At 58.9% G+C, this 21,979-nt stretch carries 18 protein-coding genes; 5 read left to right on the forward strand and 13 right to left on the reverse strand.

The genetic code is table 11. From position 1 onward, the window contains the following. Positions 1-14 precede the first annotated feature (14 nt). The 3 genes from fsa to FGQ67_RS08505 form a co-directional block, all read right to left on the reverse strand. The gene (gene fsa / locus FGQ67_RS08495; protein WP_006235616.1) at positions 15-698 is read right to left on the reverse strand and encodes a fructose-6-phosphate aldolase; all 684 of its coding nucleotides are present in this window, start codon (positions 696-698) and stop codon (positions 15-17) included. A 124-nt stretch (positions 699-822) separates the two neighbouring features. Then, positions 823-2,097: a class II D-tagatose-bisphosphate aldolase non-catalytic subunit gene (locus tag FGQ67_RS08500; protein WP_138341354.1), complete on the reverse strand. Its 1,275-nt coding sequence runs from the start codon at positions 2,095-2,097 to the stop codon at positions 823-825. A 144-nt stretch (positions 2,098-2,241) separates the two neighbouring features. Then, positions 2,242-3,714, reverse strand: a complete 1,473-nt coding sequence (locus tag FGQ67_RS08505; RefSeq protein ID WP_006235614.1) for a PTS fructose transporter subunit IIC — start codon at positions 3,712-3,714, stop codon at positions 2,242-2,244. Between the two features lie 415 nt (positions 3,715-4,129). On the opposite strand from FGQ67_RS08505, the gene FGQ67_RS08510 reads away from it, so the two are divergent. Together FGQ67_RS08510 and FGQ67_RS08515 are read left to right on the forward strand one after the other, a co-directional pair. After that, positions 4,130-5,140 carry a LacI family DNA-binding transcriptional regulator gene (locus FGQ67_RS08510; RefSeq protein ID WP_249934436.1) on the forward strand — a complete coding sequence of 337 codons (1,011 nt, stop codon included), beginning with the start codon at positions 4,130-4,132 and terminating at the stop codon, positions 5,138-5,140. A gap of 119 nt (positions 5,141-5,259) precedes the next feature. Continuing rightward, positions 5,260-6,225, forward strand: coding sequence for a DNA/RNA non-specific endonuclease (locus tag FGQ67_RS08515; protein ID WP_138341358.1), 966 nt, complete (start codon positions 5,260-5,262; stop codon positions 6,223-6,225). A gap of 129 nt (positions 6,226-6,354) precedes the next feature. Here FGQ67_RS08515 and FGQ67_RS08520 read toward each other — a convergent pair whose 3' ends face one another. From FGQ67_RS08520 to FGQ67_RS08535, 4 genes are all read right to left on the reverse strand, one after another. Continuing rightward, on the reverse strand, positions 6,355-8,430 hold the full coding sequence (locus FGQ67_RS08520) for an elongation factor G (RefSeq protein ID WP_138341360.1): 2,076 nt from the start codon (positions 8,428-8,430) through the stop codon (positions 6,355-6,357). 311 nt (positions 8,431-8,741) lie between these two features. Beyond that, a complete protein-coding gene (locus tag FGQ67_RS08525; RefSeq protein ID WP_138341363.1) occupies positions 8,742-9,506 on the reverse strand; it encodes an amino acid ABC transporter ATP-binding protein in 765 nt (254 codons plus the stop codon). Continuing rightward, complete coding sequence (locus tag FGQ67_RS08530) at positions 9,499-10,152, reverse strand: amino acid ABC transporter permease (RefSeq protein ID WP_117806870.1); 654 nt, start codon at positions 10,150-10,152, stop codon at positions 9,499-9,501. Before FGQ67_RS08530 ends, FGQ67_RS08525 begins: the two co-directional genes overlap by 8 nt. Further along, positions 10,152-11,012, reverse strand: a complete 861-nt coding sequence (locus FGQ67_RS08535; RefSeq protein WP_138341365.1) for a transporter substrate-binding domain-containing protein — start codon at positions 11,010-11,012, stop codon at positions 10,152-10,154. The genes FGQ67_RS08530 and FGQ67_RS08535 overlap by 1 nt, the downstream gene beginning before the upstream one ends. Positions 11,013-11,446: 434 nt before the next feature. Between FGQ67_RS08535 and rlmD the strand changes: the two genes are divergently transcribed. Then, on the forward strand, positions 11,447-12,895 hold the full coding sequence (rlmD, locus tag FGQ67_RS08540) for a 23S rRNA (uracil(1939)-C(5))-methyltransferase RlmD (protein WP_138341367.1): 1,449 nt from the start codon (positions 11,447-11,449) through the stop codon (positions 12,893-12,895). A 78-nt stretch (positions 12,896-12,973) separates the two neighbouring features. On the opposite strand, the gene FGQ67_RS08545 is transcribed toward rlmD, so the two are convergent. From FGQ67_RS08545 to tilS, 5 genes are all read right to left on the reverse strand, one after another. Then, the gene (locus FGQ67_RS08545; protein WP_138341369.1) at positions 12,974-13,795 is read right to left on the reverse strand and encodes a phosphatase; all 822 of its coding nucleotides are present in this window, start codon (positions 13,793-13,795) and stop codon (positions 12,974-12,976) included. A 165-nt stretch (positions 13,796-13,960) separates the two neighbouring features. Continuing rightward, a complete protein-coding gene (locus FGQ67_RS08550; protein ID WP_138341371.1) occupies positions 13,961-15,145 on the reverse strand; it encodes a pyridoxal phosphate-dependent aminotransferase in 1,185 nt (394 codons plus the stop codon). A 165-nt stretch (positions 15,146-15,310) separates the two neighbouring features. Next, complete coding sequence (gene ftsH, locus FGQ67_RS08555) at positions 15,311-17,443, reverse strand: ATP-dependent zinc metalloprotease FtsH (RefSeq protein WP_138341373.1); 2,133 nt, start codon at positions 17,441-17,443, stop codon at positions 15,311-15,313. A gap of 1 nt (position 17,444) precedes the next feature. Continuing rightward, positions 17,445-17,993, reverse strand: coding sequence for a hypoxanthine phosphoribosyltransferase (gene hpt, locus FGQ67_RS08560; RefSeq protein WP_138341375.1), 549 nt, complete (start codon positions 17,991-17,993; stop codon positions 17,445-17,447). Positions 17,994-18,140: 147 nt separating this feature from the next. Next, positions 18,141-19,679 (reverse strand): tRNA lysidine(34) synthetase TilS, encoded by a 1,539-nt coding sequence (gene tilS / locus FGQ67_RS08565; protein WP_171025276.1) that lies wholly within the window; start codon positions 19,677-19,679, stop codon positions 18,141-18,143. Positions 19,680-19,727: 48 nt separating this feature from the next. On the opposite strand from tilS, the gene FGQ67_RS08570 reads away from it, so the two are divergent. After that, the gene (locus tag FGQ67_RS08570) at positions 19,728-20,537 is read left to right on the forward strand and encodes an MBL fold metallo-hydrolase (RefSeq protein WP_138341377.1); all 810 of its coding nucleotides are present in this window, start codon (positions 19,728-19,730) and stop codon (positions 20,535-20,537) included. A gap of 82 nt (positions 20,538-20,619) precedes the next feature. On the opposite strand, the gene FGQ67_RS08575 is transcribed toward FGQ67_RS08570, so the two are convergent. Then, positions 20,620-21,051 carry an Hsp20/alpha crystallin family protein gene (locus FGQ67_RS08575; RefSeq protein ID WP_040359532.1) on the reverse strand — a complete coding sequence of 144 codons (432 nt, stop codon included), beginning with the start codon at positions 21,049-21,051 and terminating at the stop codon, positions 20,620-20,622. 276 nt (positions 21,052-21,327) lie between these two features. On the opposite strand from FGQ67_RS08575, the gene FGQ67_RS08580 reads away from it, so the two are divergent. Continuing rightward, positions 21,328-21,795: a hypothetical protein gene (locus FGQ67_RS08580; RefSeq protein WP_138341378.1), complete on the forward strand. Its 468-nt coding sequence runs from the start codon at positions 21,328-21,330 to the stop codon at positions 21,793-21,795. Positions 21,796-21,979 lie beyond the last annotated feature (184 nt).

Here is a 21,979-nt window from a genome sequence, read left to right on the forward strand (position 1 = left end):
GGGCAATCCACTCGTTAAGCCTGAGCGACGACCTTCTGCCAGTCAGCCTCGAACGAGGCAAGGCCCTGGTCGGTCAGCGGGTGATGCAGGCATTTCTTAAGAGCAGCCATGGGGACGGTCGCAATATCAGCGCCGAGCAGCGCCGCCTGGGTCACGTGGTTAGGCGTGCGGACGGATGCGGTAATAATCTCGACGGTGTCATCGACGTTTTTGCCAGTCCAGTCATAGTTCTTGATGCAGGTCACAACGTTGTCGAGCTGCGAGATACCGTCCTCGGCGATGTCATCGAAGCGTCCCACAAACGGGCTGATGTAGCGAGCGCCGGCGTTGGCGGCCATCAAGGCCTGGGTCGGCGAGAAAACAAGCGTCATGTTGACGCGCACGCCTGCGTCGGCCAGGGCGCGGCAGGCGGCGAGGCCGGCCTCGCAGACGGGGAGCTTGACCACAATGTTGGGGGCGAGGGCGGCAAGGCGCTTCCCCTCCTCGATCATGCCCTCGGCCGTGGTGGCGGTAGACTCGGCAGACACGGGCAGACCCTCGCAGAGCTCGGCAATCTTGAGCATATGGGGCTCAAAGTCGGCGAGCTTACCGCCGGTCTTGGCGTACAGGGACGGATTGGTGGTAACACCGGCCAGGCAGCCCCAGCTCTTGGCCTCGGCGATCTCGTCAAGGTTGGCGGTATCGATAAAGAACTTCATGGTGAACCCCTTCAAAGGAAGCTAAAACTCAAAAGAATGGGACAAAGGGGCAGTCCCTTTGTCCCATGTGCCGGGCCTGCAGCTGGGACATGCCCCAGGCCCGGCGTCGCGTAGGAAAAGCTACTTACTCGGCAAGAGCGGCCTCGATGCGGCTCGTGACGCCCTTGAGGTTAAGACCGACGACGTACTGCTTGATCGGGCGCTTGATGTGCTCGATCACAAAGCGCTTGCCGTCGATGTCCTGGGCAGCGAGGTTGCGATAGAGCTTCTCGACCTGCTCCTTGACCTCGGGATCGTTGAACGCGTAGTGGCCGGAGACATCCAGAATCTTCAGGCTGAGCTCGTCGTCGGCCAGAATGTCGTCAACCTGCAGGTTAACGTCGTCGCCGGTCATCCACTTGCGCCAACGCTCGGTCTTGATAGCCTTGACCAGCAGCGTGTGATACAGGTCGGAGGGATCGTCGCACAGGCCGTTGTCGACCAGAATCTGCTCGGTAGCGCAGAGCTTGAGGTAGGCGCGGGTCTCCTCGGTGCCGTACTGAGGGGCGACATTTGAGGCCGTCACGTGAGCCGGGATGTGCTCGAGCAGCGTTGCGTCATCCAGATAGTCGGCGTTGTGCTCCTTCAGGCCCACGCCGTAGCGCTTTGCCATGTCGGCGAGCTCGCGGGCGTTCTTAAAGTTGTAATGGCCGACCTGCTCGGTCCAACGGGTAAGCGTGCCGGTCTGACCGACGATAAAGGTGGGCATGGGGCAGCCGCGCTTCTCGAGCTCGGGCTGCAGCTGAGAAATGAATTCCTCGTACTTATCGGTAGAGGTCAAGCCGCCATTGGTCTCCTCGGTACCGACCTCATAGGCGACCTCGGGCAGGTTATGCTCGCGACGGTACTGCTCAAGGTAGTCGATAAGATCGATCGTGCGGCGAAGCACCACGTCGAGCGGAATAACCTTGCCGATCTGATAGGGGTCCTTGGTGGGGTCGACCATCAGCAGGTCAAAGCCCGCCTCCATGTCGGCGACGAAGGACTTGCGGGCGAGCTCCATGGCATCGTCCTCGGGCAGGTGGGCGTTACGCTCCTCGTCGCGCTGCCACGGACCGCCGTGATCGCGGCACAGGTAGTACGGACCGGTGTAACCCACCTCGTCGGCGACCTTCTTGATGTCGGCGGCAAAGCGCGTCTGGTCCCAACCGTTGACGTAGCCGGCGCCCATCTCGTCCATATCGACCTGGTTGCGGCTGGCGATAAACATGGGCGGGAAATCCTCGTCCTTGGCAAGCTCGAACACGGCCTGAATCAGGTTGGGGCTCATGGGGCCAATGCCGACCATGGTTGCGTGATCGCCGCTATCCTGCAGCTTGAGCATGCCCTGAACGGCCTGACGGATGGTGAGGTTGGACATTTTGTTCTCCTTCTCCAGAGGATTTTTGACAAAAGTTCCCTGGGACCCAGATGTGGGCCCTATCAGTACGGATGGATTTTGTTGTGTAGGGGCGGTTGTGCGGAGTCAAATCCATCCCTCCGCACAACCGGAGTCCTTAAAGGTTTACTTGGCCTGCTTATCGAGCGTGGGCTTCATGGCAATCAGGATTGCAGCGGCGACCACGGCGCCAATCACGATGTCCAGGCAGAACAGCGCGACGTTGTTGGTGGCAAGGGCGACGATAAAGCCACCGTGCGGGACGTAGCAGTCGATGCCCTGGAAGGCGGCAAGTGCCGCACCCACGGCAGAGCCGATGCAAATGCCGGGCAGGGTGTGACCGAGGTCCTTAACCGCGAAGGGGATAGCGCCCTCGGTAATACCGATGCAGCCCATGAACAGCGCGGAGATGCCCATCTGGCGGTCAGCGTCATCGAACTTGTTCTTGGCGATGAGCGCAGCGAGGCCACAGGCGATCGGGGGAACGGCGACGGCAACGCGGAACATACCGTTAGGACCGTAGATACCGGAGGCCATGATGGCCATGGTGAAGGTCGAGGCGGTCTTGTTGATGGGGCCACCCATATCGAAGGCGGTCATAACGCCAATGACCAGACCCAGGACAACTGCGGAACCGCCCTGCAGGCTGCCGAGCACGCCGGTGAGCCAGTCCATCACAAAGCCAAGCGGCGTGGCCAGGATGTAGATATAGGCCATGCCCAGGACAAGCGAGGTCAGAATCGGGATGATCAGGATGGGCATGATGGTCTGGATGGTGTTGTTGACCTTCCAGGTCTTCATCCAGCGGACAAAGTAGCCGCAGATGACCGCCATGATCATGGCGCCCAAGAAGCCGGTCGAAACGCTGTTGCCGTTAGGGGTAACGACAGCGTTGTTGACCAGGTAGCCCAAGACAAAACCGGGGGCGAGCGCGGGCTTGCCGGCCATCGAGTAGGAGATGTATGCCGCAAGCACCGGGATCATCATGGAGATGCCGGCCATGCCGATGGTGTTAAGGCTCACCATCAGCGGGTTCGTAACCTCCATGCCGTTGGCGCCGGCGGTACCGGATGCCAGCGAGAAGGCAAGAAACACGCCGCCGATAACGACGATGGGGATAAAATAGGAAACGCCGGTATTGAATGCATTGAGCAGCGTCTTGCCAGGATCGGCAAAGATAGACTGCTTGGACGCCGGTGTCGGGGCCTGCGGGGCAGCGGAGACGGCCTTCTTCTCTGCCTTGGCCTCGGCCTTGGGCGCGTCAACGGCGCCACCCGTCGCCTTGATGATCTCAATGGCCTGGTCGATGATCTTTACCGGATCGGCGATTACATCCGAGGTGCCGACCTTCAGGAACTTGCCCTCGGCCATCTTCTGCTCAAAACGGTCCTCGTTCTCGACACCCACGTCGACGGACTCCAGGACCAGGTCGGCGGAGTCCACGTCTTCCTGCGTGAGCTCATTCTCGATACCCAGGCCACCCTGAGCCTCGACCTTGCACTCGATGCCACGGGCGGCGCATTCATCCTGAATCGCCTTCTGGGCCATATACGTGTGGGCGATACCCACAGTACAGGCGGCAACGCCTACGATCTTCATTGCTTCCCTCTTTTCATAGAGTTGCGTGCGCAAGACACCGTTTGCGGAGGCCTCCGGAGCATCCCCTGCCGTTTGGACTTGCTGTCTTTTCGACAAGAACAATATAGGTGCTCGTTTTTCTTAATGCCAGCTTATTTCGGTAAACGCGCAGGTCAGAGCGTTGGTTATGCGATTTAGTTATGCGTTTAACCAAAAATGAATCCTGCGATTTTGCCCTCGATTTCAAAAGTCAAGAAGTATTTGATTTTCTCGGTAGACGGCAGATGCGCATGCCGGTCACAAATTTCGACCCCACCCGTATGCCGCATTTGTTGCATACTCATATGAAAGGAAAAAGCCGCTCACCGAAGCGTATCCTTCACCAAGACTCAAAGTCATCATGTTGGAAAATGCTCATCTGTCGGAAGGAGTCGCTGTGGCAAAACAGCGCGTTACGATCGCAGACGTCGCTCGAGAGGCGGGAACCTCGACGGCAAGCGTCTCGTATTACCTCAACGACAAACGAGAAAAGCTTAGCGAGAAGACGCAGAACAAAATCGCGCGCGTCATTAAGGAACTCGGATACGTTCCCAACGCCCAAGCGCAGACGCTCACCGGCAAGCAAACCCACGTCATTGCCATCATCATTTTGGATAACACCAACAAATGGGCGGGGCTCGTTCTCAATGGCATGGAGCAGGTCATGCTCCCCGCGGGCTACCAGACGGTCGTTTGCACGAGCAACTTTAACCCCGAGACCGAGCTCATGTACGTCGACAAGATGCTCTCGCTGGGCGTCGATGACTTTATCATCCAGCCCACGGCAAACTTCAAAGCCGTGCATGACCGCATTAGACGCGCCGGCAAGCCGGTCGTCTTTTTCGATGCGGCCATCTATAGCCCAGGTACCAGCTGGATCAAAACCAACCTTTACGACGGCGTGTACAACGCCACACAGGCACTCCTCGACGCCGGCTACGAAGATTTCTTTTCCATTGCCGCCAACATGACCGAAATGCGCACCCGCATGGAGCGTTTTCAGGGGTATGCCGAGGCGCTGGCAGCGAACGGGCAGCTCTACAAAGCGATTCCCATCGATCACAACAAGCCGTCAATCAACGAGCTCACCGAATACTTTAAATTCAAGTTCAATCCCGCCAAGCGAACCCTTATCTTCGTGCAAAATCAGTGGGCACTTCCCCGTGTCTACAAGGCCCTCCAGCCAATGGCCCATCTGCTTCCGCAGCAAATCGGCCTTTTGGGACTCAACTGCGAAGACTGGACTAATCTCACCACACCGACCGTCTCCACCATCATCGAGCCCGTCGACCAAGAAGGTCGCGAAGCAGCCGAGATGCTGCTCGCCCTACTTGACGGCAGCGGCGAACCCGGCGAGCAGCGCATTCTCGAGTGCAAGCTCAACTGGCTCGGCTCCACCTCGATCTAGGCTGCGGGACAAATGAATCAGTAGCGTCTATCCCAAATCTTGAGTATTTGTTCGATAGAACGACCCCTGCCGGCTCCTGCTAGACTGGTAGATTCCCAACCGTCCATCCAGGAGCCTCAATGTCGCGCAAGTCCACCTACAAGCAAGTACTTTCCATCGGCACCGCCGTGGTGCTGGGGTTTGCGCTGTTTACGGGATCGCTCGACGGAGCGCCCAAGTTGCTGTCGCCGCAAAGCGATGAACAGGCGGTGGCTCTGGCCGAGAAGCAAAGCGAGAGCCCCAACCGCACCGACGACGAAGCGGACTTGGTCGCCCGGCTCGAATCGGGAACAGCGAGCTCCGAGGACTCCGGCGATGGCTCCGAATCCACCACGACCAACACCAACGGCAACGTTGCCGAGAACAGCGCCGCCACCCCCATCGACGAGGTTGAAAACCCCGACCTCAACCGCGCCCGCGGTGTTTATCTCAGCAGCATTCCCGACTATGCCGGCAACCCCTACGTTGCCCTTCGCGCCGACAGCACGCACCCGCTCGGCACACCATCATTCACGCTCGATGAATACGAACGCGCTACAGAAGAGGGCTGCTTTAAGAAGTTCTCCAAGCTCGACAGCCTGGGCCGCACCCGCAAAGCACTCGCCTGCGTGGGCCCCGAATCACTCGGTCAAGGCGAGCGCGGCGATATCTCGCGTATCCATCCTGCCGGTTGGCACCAGCAGCGCTACGACTTTATTCCGGGCCAGAGCCTCTACAACCGCTGCCACCTTATCGCCTGGTCGCTCTGCGGCGAAAACGCCAACCGCAAAAATCTCCTCACCGGCACGCGCTATCTCAACGAGACAGGCATGCTGCCGTTTGAGGAGCAGATTCTCGGCTACATCCGCGACACGGGCAACCACGTGCTCTATCGCGTCACGCCTATGTATAACGAAGAGGAACTTGTCTGCCGCGGCGTGCGCCTTGAGGCGCAATCGGTCGAGGACCACGGCAAGACCCTCTGCTTCCACGTATATTGCTACAACCTGCAGCCGCATGTGCAGATCGACTACACCACCGGCCGCAACCAGGCCTCGGGAGACTAGGACCGATCAAGCTGCCCCAAAACCTAACATGATCCGTTTTCCTCCGTCCCCCAGGGATCAAAAAGGGCCGCTCTGGATTGCCCAGAGCGGCCCTTGCATCAGCATGTATGTTGCAGGCAAAGCCCCACGCTACTTGGCGCGGCCCTCCTCATAGCGCTCGACCAGCTTGGCCTGAACGTCATAAGGCACCTGCTCGTAGCCGGCGGGCTTCATGGTAAAGTCGCCCGTGCCGCGCGTAATAGAGCGCAGACGCGTCGAATAATCCGTCAGCTCGGCCAGCGGCGCCTGGGCGATGACCACGGTGTCGCCGCGCTCATCGGTCTCCATGCCCGTCACGCGACCGCGCGATGCCGAGATGTCGCCCATCACGGCGCCGGCGTAGCTCTCGGGGATAGTCACCGTGATTTCCTCGATGGGCTCCAGCACCACCGGATCGGCATCGGCGCACGCCTTGCGCAGGCCGATGCGAGCCGCCGCGCGGAACGCCATCTCGTTGGAGTCGACGCTGTGATACGAGCCGTCGTACACAGCCACGCGAATGCCCGTGAGCGGGTAGCCGGCAATGATGCCGTCCTTCATGGTCTCCTGGACACCCTTGTCCACGGCGGGGATCAGCGAGCGCGGAATGCGGCCGCCCACGACCTCGTCCACAAACTCATAGCCATCGCTCGTGCCGTCGGGCCCGATGAGCGGCTCAACGCGCAGCCAGCAGTCGCCATACTGACCGGCACCGCCAGTCTGCTTCTTGTGGCGGCCCTGTGCGCTCGCCGTGCGGCGGATAGTCTCGCGATACGGAATGCGGATCGGCACGCTCTTGGCCACGACCTTGGTGCGATCCTCCAAACGGTTGAGCAGGACCGAAACCTGCGCCTCACCCACGGCGGAGATGATAGTCTGGCCGGTCTCCTCGTCACGATCGATGCTCATGGTCGGATCGGCCTTGCACGCCTTCTCGATAAACGTGTAGAGCTTCTCCTCGTCACCGCGGTTCTCGGCCTCGATGGCAATGCGGTACTGCGAGTTGGGAAACTTAAACGCCGCCGCCTCGACCTTACCGGTAATGGAGAGCGTGTCACCCGTCTCTGCCGCCAACTTGGGCGCCACGATAATGTCGCCGGCATAGGCGTGACCGACCTCGGTCATGTCGCGGCCGCACATCACATACAGGTGAGCCAGACGATCGCTCTTGCGAGTGCGCGCGTTGATCAACTCAAGGCCCGGCTCAAGCGTGCCCGTCAGCACCTTGATAAAGCTGATGCGGCCCTGCTGCGGATCGGCCAGGGTCTTAAACACAAACGCCACCGGACGGTCATCGTCACTCGAGATCTTAAGCGAATCACCGTCGATGAGCGGCATCTCGCCATAGTCGGTCGGCGCTGGGAAGTATGTCGCGATGTCGTCCATCAGCGAGTTGACGCCCTGCTCCTTAATGCAATCGCCCGCAAAGACCGGCACAAAGATGCGCTCGGCGATCGCCTTCGACAGCAGGCCTTCAAGCTCCTCCTGCGTCAGCGTCTCCTCGCCTTCCAAGTACTTCATCATCAACTCGTCGTCAGCCTCGGCCACCAGCTCGCACAGGTGGTCATGGGCCTCCTCGGCCTGGGCACGATACTCCTCGGGAATCTCCGACTCAACGGCTTCGGTGCCGTTGCAATGGCGCGCCTTCATGCGCACCAGGTCGATAATGCCGTCAAAGTCCTCGCCCTCGCCCCAGGGAAGGGTCACGGCGCCCAAGCGTGTGCCAAAGCGCTCCTGCAGCAGGTCCATTGTGGTCGTAAAGCTGGCCTCGGGGCGCGACAGACGGTTCACGAACACCGCACGCGCCAGACGTAGATCCTCCGCCGCATACCAAAGCTTGACGGTCGTAGGCTGCGGGCCGGCCTCGGCGTCGACCACAAACAGAGCCGTCTCGCAGACGCTCATTGCGGCAAAGGCGTCGCCGATAAAATCGGGATAGCACGGGGCATCGAGCACGTTGATGCGGGCGCCCTTCCAGTCGATCGGCGCGATGGTCGTCGAGATGGAGAATGAACGCTTGACCTCTTCGGGGTCGTAGTCGAGCGTGGGCTTGGTGCCGTCGTGGCCGCCCAGGCGGGCGGTCTTGCCGGAAAGGTGGAGCATGGCCTCGGCGAGTGAAGTCTTGCCCACCCCGCCTTGGCCTACGAGCACCACGTTCCTTACATTGCCGGTCTTGGGAGCACCCATGATGACCTCCTTGCAGGGCCGCGCGCAATGCGCGACGCCAACGGGGAGAGTTCGCGGTCGGTGCCGTCCCGGGAGCAGCATGGTCGGCAGCCGAGCCGACTCACCCTCCAAATGTCCTATGCCACCACCCTACCCTCACGGGCGACCGTCCATGCACACCTTTCGGCGCACGTACGGATACAGGCGGCGAGAGGAAGAAGAACACATGCGAGGCGATTATTGAACCCCGCCGATGCAAATAAAATGCCACCGCAGGCCGTAAGACGTGCGGTGACTTCGCCTCAATATAATAGTTGAGTAAATAGCTGAGCCTACCCCTCGATACGGCTCAAGAACTCGCGGGTACGCTGCTCGCGTGGATGGTCGATGACCTGCTTGGCAGGACCCTCCTCGACAATACGGCCGCCGTCCATAAAGACTACGCGGTCGGCAACATCGCGCGCAAACTGCATCGCGTGGGTCACGATTACCATCGTCATATTCTGCGCCGCCAGGTCCTTAATGACACGCAGCACCTCGGCCGTCAGCTCGGGATCGAGCGCCGAGGTCGGCTCGTCAAAGAATAAGATTTCCGGATCGAGCGCCAGGGCGCGGGCAATACTCACGCGCTGCTGCTGACCGCCCGAAAGCTCACACGGCACCTTGTTCTCGTTGCCCGTCAGCCCCATTTGTGCAATCAGCTCGTGAGCGCGGGCTTCCGCCTGCTCGCGCGGACGCTTAAGCACGCGAATCGGCGCATCGATGATGTTTTTCATCACGGTATAGTGCGGGAACAGGTTGTAATTTTGGAACACCAGGCCGAATCGCGAGCGCGTTTGCTTGGGCACATCGCCCTTCGCATAGACCGCGCCCGAACCCGCATCCGTCGCAACGGCAAGGTCGCCAAACGAGAGTGAGCCTCCGTCGAGTGTCTCGAGCAGCGTGGCGCAGCGCAGCAGCGTGGACTTGCCGCCACCCGAAGGCCCGATAATCGCCACGACCTCGCCACGCTTCACCTCAAGCGAGATATCCTTGAGCACCTCATTGCCGCCAAACGCCTTACGCGCGTTTTCGATTTTCATCACTGAGTTAGTCATGATAATAGTCCAGCTTCTTTTCGGCGGCGCCCAGCAGCATCTCGACCACAAAGTTAAAGACCCAGTAGATCAGCGCCGCAATCGCAAACGGCACCATGCTCACCTGCGAGGCAACCAGCGCCTTGGCGGTCGAGAACATCTCACCCACGCCAATGGCAAACGCCAGCGACGTGTCCTTGACCAGCGTGATGATCTCGTTGCCCATCGCCGGCAGAATACGCTTGGCAACCTGCGGCATCACGATATACAGAAACGTCTGCATACGCGAATAGCCCAGCACCTCGGCTGCCTCGTATTGACCGCGCGGAATGGACTGCAAGCCCGAGCGATAGATCTCGGCAAAGTAGCCGGCGTAGTTGATGATGAACGCCACGACGCATGCCGTCCATTTGGAGTCGGGCGTGAGCGAGATGCCGAACACGTAGTACGGGGCAAAGTAGATGGCAAACATCTGTAGCATGAGCGGCGTGCCGCGCATCACCGAAATATAGATGCGCGCTATCCAGCGAAGCGGCGCAATTTTGCTCATGCGCATGAACGCCACGGGGATTCCCAGCGGAATCGACCCGAGCAGCGTCAGCACAAACAGCTGCAAGCTGACCAAGAATCCCTGGCCAAGCATCTGCATCATGACTTGGATAGACATTACTTAAGCACCCAGTTATCGAAGGAAAGACCATAGCTCGCGTACTTGTCGCACAGGTCCTTGACCGTGCCGTCCTCGTAGAGCGCCTTGAGCGACTCAGTCACGGCGTCGGCCGACTTGGTGTCACCCTTCTTAAAGCCGACGGCATAGTGCTCGCTAGACAGCGGCTTATCAAGCTGCGTATAGGCATCGGGCTTTGCGGCAAGCTGATACTGAGCAATCGAAAGGTCGCACGCCACGGCATCGACCGCGCCACTCTCGAGCTGCATAAAGGCCGTGTTGTACTCGCCGATCGTGTCGAGCGTGGCAAACGTCGCCGCCAGATCCTTCTGGTCACCCTCAAGCACGTCCTGCGCAGCGGAATCAGTCTGGGTAATCACAGTCTTGCCGGCAAGATCGTCCCAGCCCTTGATGCCCGCATCCTTCTTGACCACCAGCACCTGCTCGTTGAGCATGTACGGCTCGGAGAACGTGTAGTCGTCCTCACGGCCCTCCATGGTAAAGCCGTTCCAGATGCAGTTGATGGCGCCAGAGTTGAGCAGCGTGTCCTTGGCATCCCAATCGATGGCCTCGTATTTGACCTCCCAGCCCTGCTTATCGGCAACGGCCTTGGCAAGGTCGAGGTCAAAGCCCGTGTACTCGCCGTCATCGCCCACAAAGCCGTACGGAGGATAGGACTTATCAAAGCCCACCACGAGCTTCTTGGACTCCGCAGCGCCCTTCACATCCTTGGCCGCGGCAGAGCCAGCAGCGGAGCCCTTGCCAGCACCACCGCCGCAACCGACAAGACCAAGGCCAAGCACCGTGGCGAGCGAGCCGGCTAGACCAACAAACTGACGACGAGACATATCGGTATTCATGGTATTCCCCCTTGATGGCACTTTAGTTAGGTAAAGTGAGTCATGTAACGTTCAGAATCATACACTTTACCTTGATAGAGTACAAGGGAGGGTTTGCCCGGCGTGGGCGGGGAGCGGCGCGGGATTAAGTTTCCTGCTCTACAGTCCTGCGCAAGACGGAAAGCACGCATGGAGCACAAGGTTGGTGCACCCGGAATGCCGGCAGCCGTCACGGTATTTAATTTGCTGCTCTACAGTCCTGCTCACGACGGAGGCCACATTAAGTGGCCTCCTGTTCGTGCGGAACTCGCGACAAATAAAATACCGTGACGGCTGCCGGCATTCCGGGGGACAACGTGCTCGGGACTTAAATAGGCGTCCCCTCCAATCGGGCACGTTGAATGCACGGTACAATTACTTCGGACTTTTCTTTTATTTAATAGTGGAGTTAATTCATGGCAGAATCTCGTGCGGAGCGTAAGGCTCGTCGTGCTTTGATCGAGGCAGCTGAGGGGTCGGAAGAGAAAAAATCTTCTAAGAAATCCAAGTCGTCTCAGGGCGCAAAGGGTAAGTCGGCCAAGGGCAAGGCTAAGGCCAAGCGTCCCGGCTCTCGTCGGAACGAGGATAAGGCATCTCAGACTCGCTCCAAGCGCTCGCATAAAGATCAGGTTTCGCCTGCGCGTAAGGCTGTGGACCCCAAGTCCCCTTGTTCGATCATGAAAGCTTGCGGTGGGTGCACGGCGCTCAATCGTCCTTATAAGAAGCAGCTCGCCGCCAAGCAGGCTGCTATGGAGGAGCTTTTTGCTTCGCTTTGTGAGCGTGAGGGCATTGCTGTAGATCCTATTCGTGGCATGGGTGTCACCCTGGGCGACCCGGGCAAATATCCTGCGCCGCGTGGCTTTCGTCATAAGGCTGCCACTCCCTTTGCTCCCGGTAAGGAGGGCGCTGTCCGTTGCGGTTTCTTTGAGCGCGGCACGCACAAGATCGTTGCCGTACCCGAATGCCCCGTCGAGGCACCGGGCGCTCGTCAGATTCTCAACGGCGTCGCACGCGAAGCTGAGCGGTTGCATATTCCCGCCTTTAACGAGGACAAGCATCTTGGTTTGCTTCGCTATGCCGTCGTCCGCTGCGGTTGGCGCACCGACCAGGTCATGGTTACGCTCGTGACCGCCCAGCGTGACTTACCGCATGCGCAGGAGTTCTTTGAAGCCGTCGCGGCGCTCGATCCGCATATCGTCACCGTTGCCCAAAACATCAACGGACGCCCCGGTAACGCCATCTTGGGTGAGGAGACTCGTATCGTCTATGGCGCCGAGTGCATGCGCGACCAGCTACTCGGCTGTGAGTTCGATATCTCCCCCACCGCGTTCTACCAGACCAACCCGCAGCAGACCGAGCTGCTCTATCAGCTCGCGATTGACGGCATGGACCTGCAGCAGGGTGACATTCTTATGGATGCCTACTGTGGCAGCGGTACCATCGGCCTTTGCGCAGCTAAAGATGCCCAGAACAAGGGTATCGGCATTATGCTGCTCGGCGTGGAGCGCAACCCGGCGGGCATTGCCGACGCACGTCGCAATGCCGAGCTCAACGGCCTCACCCGCAGCGCTTGGTTTATGGCCGACGACGCCACCGACTACATCCTGGATGCCGCCGACAACAACGAACGCGTCGATGTCCTTTCCATCGACCCGCCGCGTGCCGGCTCCACCCCCGAGTTCCTCGAAGCTGCCTGCGCACTTAAGCCGCGCCGCATCACCTATATCAGCTGCAACCCCGTGACCCAAGAGCGCGACCTGCACCAGCTCCTCGACGGAGGCTATCGCCTGCTCAAGATCACGCCCGTCGACATGTTCCCTCACACCGACCACACCGAAACCGTAGCGGTCCTCGAACGCCGCTAACCAACCTCAGTAGATTTTTGGGACAAGAAAGGGGGCGACCCGTCTGGGCCGCCCCCTTCGCTTGGTTTATAAATCCCGCTATATCCCCTTGCGCAGGTCGCACACGCCGGCTGCCGCCATCTCGCACAGCAGCGTCTCGCGATCGCGCGTCACGATCAAATCCAGCGGGAAGTGAATCTCGTCGAGCATCTTGCGAGCGTAATCGAGCTTACCAATTGCCATGCCAATGTGCGCATCGGTCGAAACGCCAATGCCCACGCCCAGCTCGGCGCAGCGCTCGGCGATCTTGCGGCATACGACCCAATGCTCAGTGTCGACACCGTGCTCAAGACTATGGTTGTTAATCTCAATAATCTTGTGCTTGGCCATGGCCGCCAACAGCACCTCGTCGATATCGAACGGTACGCCCGAGCGCCCCGTATGCCCCAACATGAACACCTTGGGATGTTCCAAGGCATTGATATACATCTGGGTCGTTTGAGCCAGCGTCGCGCCCTCGGCAAACTGCGGATTATGCACGCTTGCCACCAAATAATCCAAATTGCGCGTCACCAATTCGAACAGCGAATGCTGACGACTGTACGAATCGCCGGCGATATCAAGGTCGACGGGAATATCCTCGCCAAACAAGCTGCCGTCCAGCGAAACGATATCGGCCTCGGCGCCGCGCAGCACCAACACACCGCTCCAAATGCGCGGCCAGATATCCTGATTGATAAAGAACTGATAACTGCGCAGGTCATTGGGGCAGGCCGTAACCATCGAGCTCAGGTGGTCCGCAGAACCAAGCACCTGCAGACCGCGCTCGGCTGCCCAATAGATGTTCTCCTCAATGGTTGAGTACGCATGCGCGGAGAACAGCGTATGAGTATGAATGTCACAAGAAAGAAGGTAGGGCATCGGGTCTCCTTATCCGGTATGGCCGTCGCGTATATTCATTGTACGCATAGCATTCGATGGTCGTAAAACCGCTCCATCCCAACGACACAACGTCCATGACAACGGGGCCTGGCTTAACACCAAACCCCGTTTCACGTAAAACATTGTAAGCAGAGCGCTTTACTTTTAACGATACTCGTCCGCCAACTGTTTCCAAGCGGGTAGCGAATTGACAATCGTTTCGTAACTCACGCAGTAGCCCAGGCGGAACCAGCCAGGCATGCCAAAGCTGTCCGAGGGCACCGCAAGCAGCTCATACTTCTTCGCGCGCTCACAGAACGCATTCGCATCGGGCTCCAGCGCCTTCACCCACAGGTAGAAAGCACCATCCGGCTCAACATATGTGTAGCCGTACTCCGCTAGCGCGTCGGTAAGCGCGGTGCGGTTGCGCGCATATGCCTCGACATCGCTCGGTTCATCAATGCAGTCGATGATCACACGCTGGAAGAGGGCCGGTGCGCACACGAAGCCCAGCGTGCGGGCGGCACCGGCGACGGCTGGCATCAGGCGAGCAGCCTGCGGATTGGTATTGGGGACCAAAATCCAACCCACGCGTTCACCCGGTAGCGAAAGGGACTTAGAATACGAGTAGCACACGATGGTGTTCTCATAGATCGAAGGCACCCAGGACACTTCGGCGCCATACACAATCTCACGGTACGGTTCGTCCGAGATTAGCATAATCGGATTCTCGGGATCTCGCTTGGCGTTGACCTCACGCAGAACATTTGCCAGACATGTCAACGTGTCGCGCGTGTACACGGCACCCGTGGGGTTATTCGGCGAATCGATAATGACCGCCGCTGTCTTGTCGGTGATCGCCTTGAGCACGTTACCCACGCTCAGCTGAAACGTATCTTCATCGGCGAGCGCCTCGACACACGTACAGCCGGCCTTCTCAATCCAAACGCGATACTCCGGAAAGTACGGGGCGATAACGATGACCTCGTCACCCGGATTGGTAATGGCATTGAGCGTGCAGGTGAGCGAGGCCGCCGCACCTACCGTCATAAAGACATCCTTGCCCTCATAGCTCGTGCCAAAGCGGCGGTTGAGCGATTCGGCGACGGCTGCTCGACATTGCGGCAGACCCGGAGCGGGGGTGTAGCCGTGCAGCTGGTCACTCGGCAGCTCCAAGGCCTTCTTAATGGACTCCGCCACGGCAGCAGGCGCCGGAACACTCGGGTTGCCCAGCGAGAAATCGAACACGTTTTCTGCACCGATCTGTGCCTTGCGCTCAAGGCCATAGCTAAAGATCTCGCGGATGATGGAGCTCTCCGCACCGCGAGCATACATAGTTTCGTTGATCATCTGTTCCCCTTTCGCATAGGCGCTATTGTACGCTTTAGCCGAGCAAAGTGCCGCAGCAATGTGACCCGAAATTTATCGGATTCACCTATGCCCGGCAGACGGCCCCATATCGCTCAAAAGAAAAAGCCTCCGCAGGTTTCCCCGCGGAGGCTTTTGTTACAAGGGCTATTTGTCGGCGTCGGCATCGGCGTTGACAGCACAGTCATCGCCAGCGTCATCGGATGCGACTTCGGCATCCTCCTGCATGGCCGCCTGCGCAAAAGCCGCGGCATCGGCCGCCAGCTCCTCCTCACTCATGCGAGGCGCACGCTTCTTGACCGGTATACCGGCTGCCTTGGCGTTGCGCTCCTCCTTGGCCGCCAGGATATCGCCCTCGCGCTCAAGATAGGCGTCCCACTCGTTATCGAGCAGGGCATTCACGGCATCGCCCTCGACAGTCTCGCGCTCGAGCAGCACCTTGGCCATCAGGTCGAGCTGATCGCGACGGGCATCCAGGATCTCGACAGCACGACGATGGGCCTCGCGCATAATGCGCTGGACCTCGATGTCGATACGGCGCGCCGTCTCCTCGGAGTAATCCTGATGATCGGCATAGTCGCGACCCAAGAACACCTGATGCTGCGCCTCACCGAAAACCTGCGTACCCAGCTCCTCGCTCATGCCCAGGCGCGTGACCATCTCGCGCGCCATCTTGGTTGCGCGCTCCAGATCGTTGCTCGCGCCCGACGTAATGTCATCGCACATGAGCTCCTCGGCCACGCGACCGCCCAAGAACACGGCGAGCTCGTCGAGCATCTCGTTCTTGGTCTTGAGGAAGTGATCTTCCTGCGGCAGCTGCAGCGTGTAGCCCAGGGCCTGACCGCGACTGACAATCGAGATCTTGTGGACGGGATCGGAGTGCTCCAGGATGTGACCCACGAGGGCATGGCCGCTCTCGTGGTAGGCAATCGTGGTACGCTCGGCCTCGGTCATCACGCGGCCCTTGCGCTGCGGCCCGGCAATCACGCGCTCCATCGATTCTTCGACCTCGTCCATCGAGATCACGGAGCGATGACGGCGAGCGGCAAGCAGCGCGGACTCGTTGAGCAGGTTCGCCAAATCGGCACCAGTAAAGCCAACGGTCATCTGGGCGAGCTTCTCGAACTTCACGTCCTCGTCCATCGGCTTGTTCTCGGCATGCACGCGCAAGATCTGCTCGCGACCCTTTACGTCCGGACGGTCGACCGTGACCTGACGGTCAAAACGGCCGGGACGCAGCAGTGCCGGATCCAGAATGTCGGGGCGGTTGGTGGCAGCGATCAGGATGACCGACTCGCTCTCCTCAAAACCGTCCATCTCGACCAGCAGCTGATTGAGCGTCTGCTCGCGCTCGTCGTGGCCGCCGCCCAAGCCGGCACCGCGCTGACGTCCTACGGCGTCAATCTCGTCGATAAAGATGATCGACGGAGCCTGAGACTTGGCCTCCTTAAAGAGGTCGCGCACGCGGCTGGCGCCGACGCCCACGAACATCTCCACAAAGTCAGAGCCCGAGATGCTAAAGAACGGCACGCCCGCCTCGCCGGCAACGGCCTTGGCCAGCAGCGTCTTACCGGTACCCGGAGGGCCCACCAGCAACACGCCGCGCGGGATCTTGGCACCCAGCTTGCGATAACGGTCCGGATCGCTCAAGAAATCGCGAATCTCTTCGAGCTCCTCGACCGCCTCGTCCACGCCGGCAACGTCTTCGAACTTGACCTTGGGGCGCGTAGCCTCGTTGGTCTTGGCGTTGGTCTTGCCAAACTGCATGTTCCTATTATTGACGCCCATCATCTGGCGCATAAAGTAGAACATGATGGCGATCAGGGCAATCGTCGGCAGCACGCTCATCGCCAAGTCGCCCCAAAAATCGGGATCGTTGGTGTTGACGATGTACTTGGTATCGGGGTGCTCCGACATGAGCTCGGCAAGCGAATCGGAGCCGACATAGGTCGAGGAAAAGCTCTTGAGCTCGCTCGTGTCGCCCTTGTCCTTTTTCGTCTTCCAGTAATGACCCGTCACGCTTCCGTCCTGAACCGTATAGGTCAGATCTTCGACGCGATCCTGCTTGATGGCGCTGACCATCTCACTCGTCGCGAGCTTTACGGTATTGCTGGATTTGGCAAAGCCGGAGCCCATGTTAAAGAAGGCGTAACCCAGGAGCGCGCAAGCCAAAAGAAAATACAGCCAGCCCGTACGCGTGGGCTTCTTGCCTCCGGGCATCCCCGGGATCTTTGGGTCCCGGGGAGTCTGGGAATTGTTGTCGTTACGGTCGTCGGGCATCTTACGAATAAACCTCCGGTTTCAAAATGCCCAGATACGGAAGGTTACGATAGCGCTCGGCATAGTCGAGGCCGTAGCCCACCACAAAGGCATCGGGGCAATGGGTTCCAACATACTTGGGCGTGACGGCCGAGACGCGGTCCTCAACGTCCTTCCACAGGAAGGCGGCGACCTCCAGCGAGGCGGGCTTGCGGCTCTTGAGGTTCTTCATCAGATACTTGAGCGTCAGGCCCGAGTCCAGAATGTCCTCGACGATCAGCACGTCGCGACCGCGGATGTCGATATCCAGGTCCTTAATGATACGCACGATACCCGAGGACTTCACACCGTCGCCATAGCTCGAAACAGCCATGAAATCGATATTGGTCGGCAGCTCGATCTTGCGCATCAGGTCGCCCATAAAGACCACGGCGCCGCGCAGAACCGCGATCAGCACCAGATCCTTACCCGCGTAGTCGCGCGTAATCTGCTCGCCCAAGCGAGAGACGATACCGTCGATATCCTCCTGCGTAAACAGAACCTTCTCGATATCCGGATGTTGAGAAGCCATGACAACCCTTTCTTGTGCTTATCGCCCACGCACCGCCGCATGGACGCGAACTACACATTCTAGCAGCGCACGGGGTATATTTACCAGCACGTGCGCCATCAGCGCGGGAATACCGTCAACGTCGCACAGAATAGCAGGCGTGGGACGCTATTCCGCATCGACCACGCGGAGCAGATATGCCACGCGCGTTGCGGCCGTGCACTTAAAACGCTCGTCCGTACGAACGCCTGCGACCCATACCACGGCACCTCCCGGAGCCGTTCTCACCACAGGAACGCCTGTGCGCTCAGAAACGGGAATACGGGCCTCATTGAGCAGGTCGGATACCTTCTTGCTTCGCCCACTCATGCCCAACGGACACATCACATCCCCCGGCGCGGGACCGTCTACCCACAGACGCGCCAAACGCGCCCCGGCGGGAATCTCCCCGCGCGAGCCGGCGAGCATCCGCTCGCTATCGCGATCGGCAAAGCCCAGCGTCGCGGCATCCACCATAGCGGCCACCCCTCCGGCACCCGCGAGTTCACGGGCACGGCGCACAATATCGCACCCCGGCTCGACGGCCATCGGCTCTGCCACCAGGATGCGGCCCGCCCCCAGCGGCAATCGACCGGGAATGGTGACCCAATCGGCAACTAACCCCTCGCGCGCCGCCGGGGCCTTGAATGACAGCGTGCTAAACTCCACGCGCGCATCGATTCCCGCCGGCAGCGTGACCGAACCCGAGCCTTCGGCGACACAGGCGAGCACGCGCTCCACATGCCGCATCTCCGGGCGAGCGTCGGGGTCGATACGCTTAATTGCCAGTCGCACCATGCGCCGAGCAATCACCACCTCGGCCGCGGCCAGTCGGCGAGCGTCAAGGACCAGTGCACCCGCCGCCTCCTTACGCAGGCAGCTTCGAAACGCCTGCGCGGAAAGCTGGGAAAGAAAGGCGTCCTCATCGCCTAAGATCTCGCAGGCGGCGCCAATCGTCTTACAGACGCTCGCGTTGCGCTGCGCCACCACCGGCATCACCCGATGGCGCACGTAGTTACGCAAGTACGACACGTCCTCGTTGCTCTCGTCCTCTCGCCACGGCTGACCATGCACCTGCAGATAGCCCACGAGCTCATCATGAGTCAGGTCGAGCAAGGGACGCACCACAATATTCCTCCGGCGAGGAATGCTCGATAGACCAGCGGGCCCCGAACCCTTAATCGCGTTCATCAAAAACGTTTCCGCGCGATCCGAAGACGTGTGCGCGGTGCAGATACGAGCCGCCGTTCGCGGTGCCCCCGTCTGGGCGCAGAGCTCGCGGACATACCTCCGCGCCGCGGCATAGCGCACCTCGCGGGCAGCCGCCTCGATATTGCCCGATTCATCATCAAAATAGGCATGCTCAACACACAGCGGCAAGCCATATTGTGCGCATAGGCCGCGCACAAAGGCCTCGTCGCCATCGGACGCCTTGCCGCGCAGATGATGGTTCACATGCAGCACATGCAGGCGCTCGCGAGCAATGGGGGCAACACCGCGTCCGTCTTGGATATCCAGCTTTGATGTGCACGCCATAAGAAGCAGTGCCGTCGAGTCCGCGCCGCCTGATACCATGAGCACGACAGGAGCAGCCTGCTGCCTCGTTCGGGTCTCATCGACTGCCCCGGGCACGGCATGGTGTCCGTAATGCTTTGATACCGTTGGCATTCGCTTCCTCCTCTATTCGTCCGCACCCATTGTATCCTTTGGAATCTTATGTCTCGTCTGCACCTTCATATCCTCGGCAGTGGCTCTAAAGGCAACTGCGCACTCATCGAGGGCCCGCAGGGGCTCATTATGGTCGATGACGGACTGTCTCGCCGCGAGACATTAAAGCGCATGGCAGAACTGGGGCTCTCGACAGACAACGTCTCGGCTCTTCTCATTACTCATGAGCATAGCGATCACATCAAGGGCCTCGATGTCTGGTGCAAGCACTGGCACGGCCCCCTCTTTGCCAGCAGTGGCACTCTTTCGAGCAAAGAAAATCTTTCGCATCTGCCTGTCGAGGAATTCGATCCCGGTGACACCCTATCCATTGCCGGCATCCACGTGCAAACCTACTCAACGTCACACGATGTCATCAATCCAGTCGGCTATCGATTCGACACCCTCGATGATTCCATCGGCTTTGCCACCGACACCGGAGAGCTATCGAGCCAAGCCATGAAAACCCTCAAAGATTGTCGAGTCCTCGCACTCGAAAGCAACCACGATGTGACCATGCTGCGCGAGGGAGAATATCCCCGCTTTCTTCAGGAGCGCATCCTGTCTGCAAGGGGACACCTCTCCAACAGCCAAGCCGCCGAAGCCGCGCGCGAACTTGTTACCGATTGCACCGAACAGCTCATTGCCATGCATATCAGCCAAGAAAACAATCGTCCGAGCCTTACCGTCAAAAGCTATGCCAAAGCTCTGGCCGCAACCCTGGATGACGAGGTCGGCAGCTCCGCAACCCTTCTCCAAGGATCGCGAAAACTCTCGATACGCCCTGCGAGTCAGTATCAGCCGGCAACCATTCAATAGACTGTCCTAGACAGCAAAAGGGGCCGAGAATCGCTTCCCAGCCCCTTTTGCTGTCTTTTAATAGCGCAGAACACCAACGAAGTTAGTCGATGGAGATCTTCGTAACGTTCTTCTTCTCGACGATCTTGGGAACCGTAACGGTCAGGATGCCGTCAGCGTACTTAGCCGAGAGGCCCTCGCTCGAAGCGTCCTTTAGATACACGCCACGCGTCGCGCTGTACGAGCTGAACTCCTTCTGCAGGAAGTTCTTGCCCTCGTTCTCCTCGTCTTCCTCGACATTCACGCTAATGGACAGACGGCCCTCATTGAGCTCGACATCGATATCGTCCTTGGCGACACCGGTCAGATAGGCCTTGACCTCATAGCCGTCGCCCTTATCCTCAACGTCAACGGGAAACGCCTTGGAAGCAATCGAGTTGTTTGCAAGGTCGGTCATATCATCAAACAGATCGAACAGCGAGCTAGCAGAAGGACGAACGCCAAAAACCGAACGATAAGGAACCATGCTTGCCATGTTTACCACTCCTTTTAGGACTGCCGAGCCATCTTCTAGGTGACTGGGACTTCTTTTGACGCTCTTATATATGCCCACACAGTGCTTATATATACATCGACTATAAAGTTTTTTGAGTCCAGTACTATAAGCATATCTAAGTGTGTGTGACTCAGGTTTAAATAAGGTTAAGGTTCTTTGAACCAGAGCTTAAATAACGAGTATGTTCGCAGCTACAAATAACAGGGGGCTTACAATGAGCGCGTACACGTTGTTGATAACGAGCTAAAGGGCATCATGGACGACCAAAACCAGAACAAAATGTTTATGCCGACGCAGGGGGAAGATACTTCCACGCAGCCGCCACGGTTCCATCGCCCCCACATCTCGCAAGAGCCCATTAATGATTCGGAGCCCGAGTATGTGACGAGAAATCGATATCAAACACTCGAGGATGCCCAAACGGGGCGTAAACATATGGGCGTCGCCTCGGGAGACCCTGTATATCTGAAAGACGCACCATTATCTAAAAACAGCGCAATCAATGACGACCCGACGAAAACGCCCATAACTCGGCAGCAAAGAGGTCCCCGACCTAAGCAAACCTTAACGCATTCGGCTCGTTATCTCGAGACGCCAAAACAAGGAAAATCAATCTTCGTTTCGTCAAGTAAACGACGCAAGCAGCATCGACTGACAATCCTACTTTTGATCATTGTGGCCATAGCAGTTGCCCTTGTTATTCGATTTATTTTCTTTAAATAAAAGCTCAATACCAAAAACAATAAGATCGTCTAGTGTAATTGAGTCCTTTACGCCCTTAAACGCAAAAAAGGGGGAGGCCGCGAGGCCTCCCCCTTCTCAGTTCGATGACGGCTCGGTGCCGTCCACCGGTCAGCGGCGCCCTGGCCTCCCACGGGCTGACCCCGCAGTACTCTCGGCGCGATGG

This window comes from Collinsella aerofaciens (genome assembly GCF_005845035.1).
GTDB classification, from domain to species: domain Bacteria; phylum Actinomycetota; class Coriobacteriia; order Coriobacteriales; family Coriobacteriaceae; genus Collinsella; species Collinsella aerofaciens_I.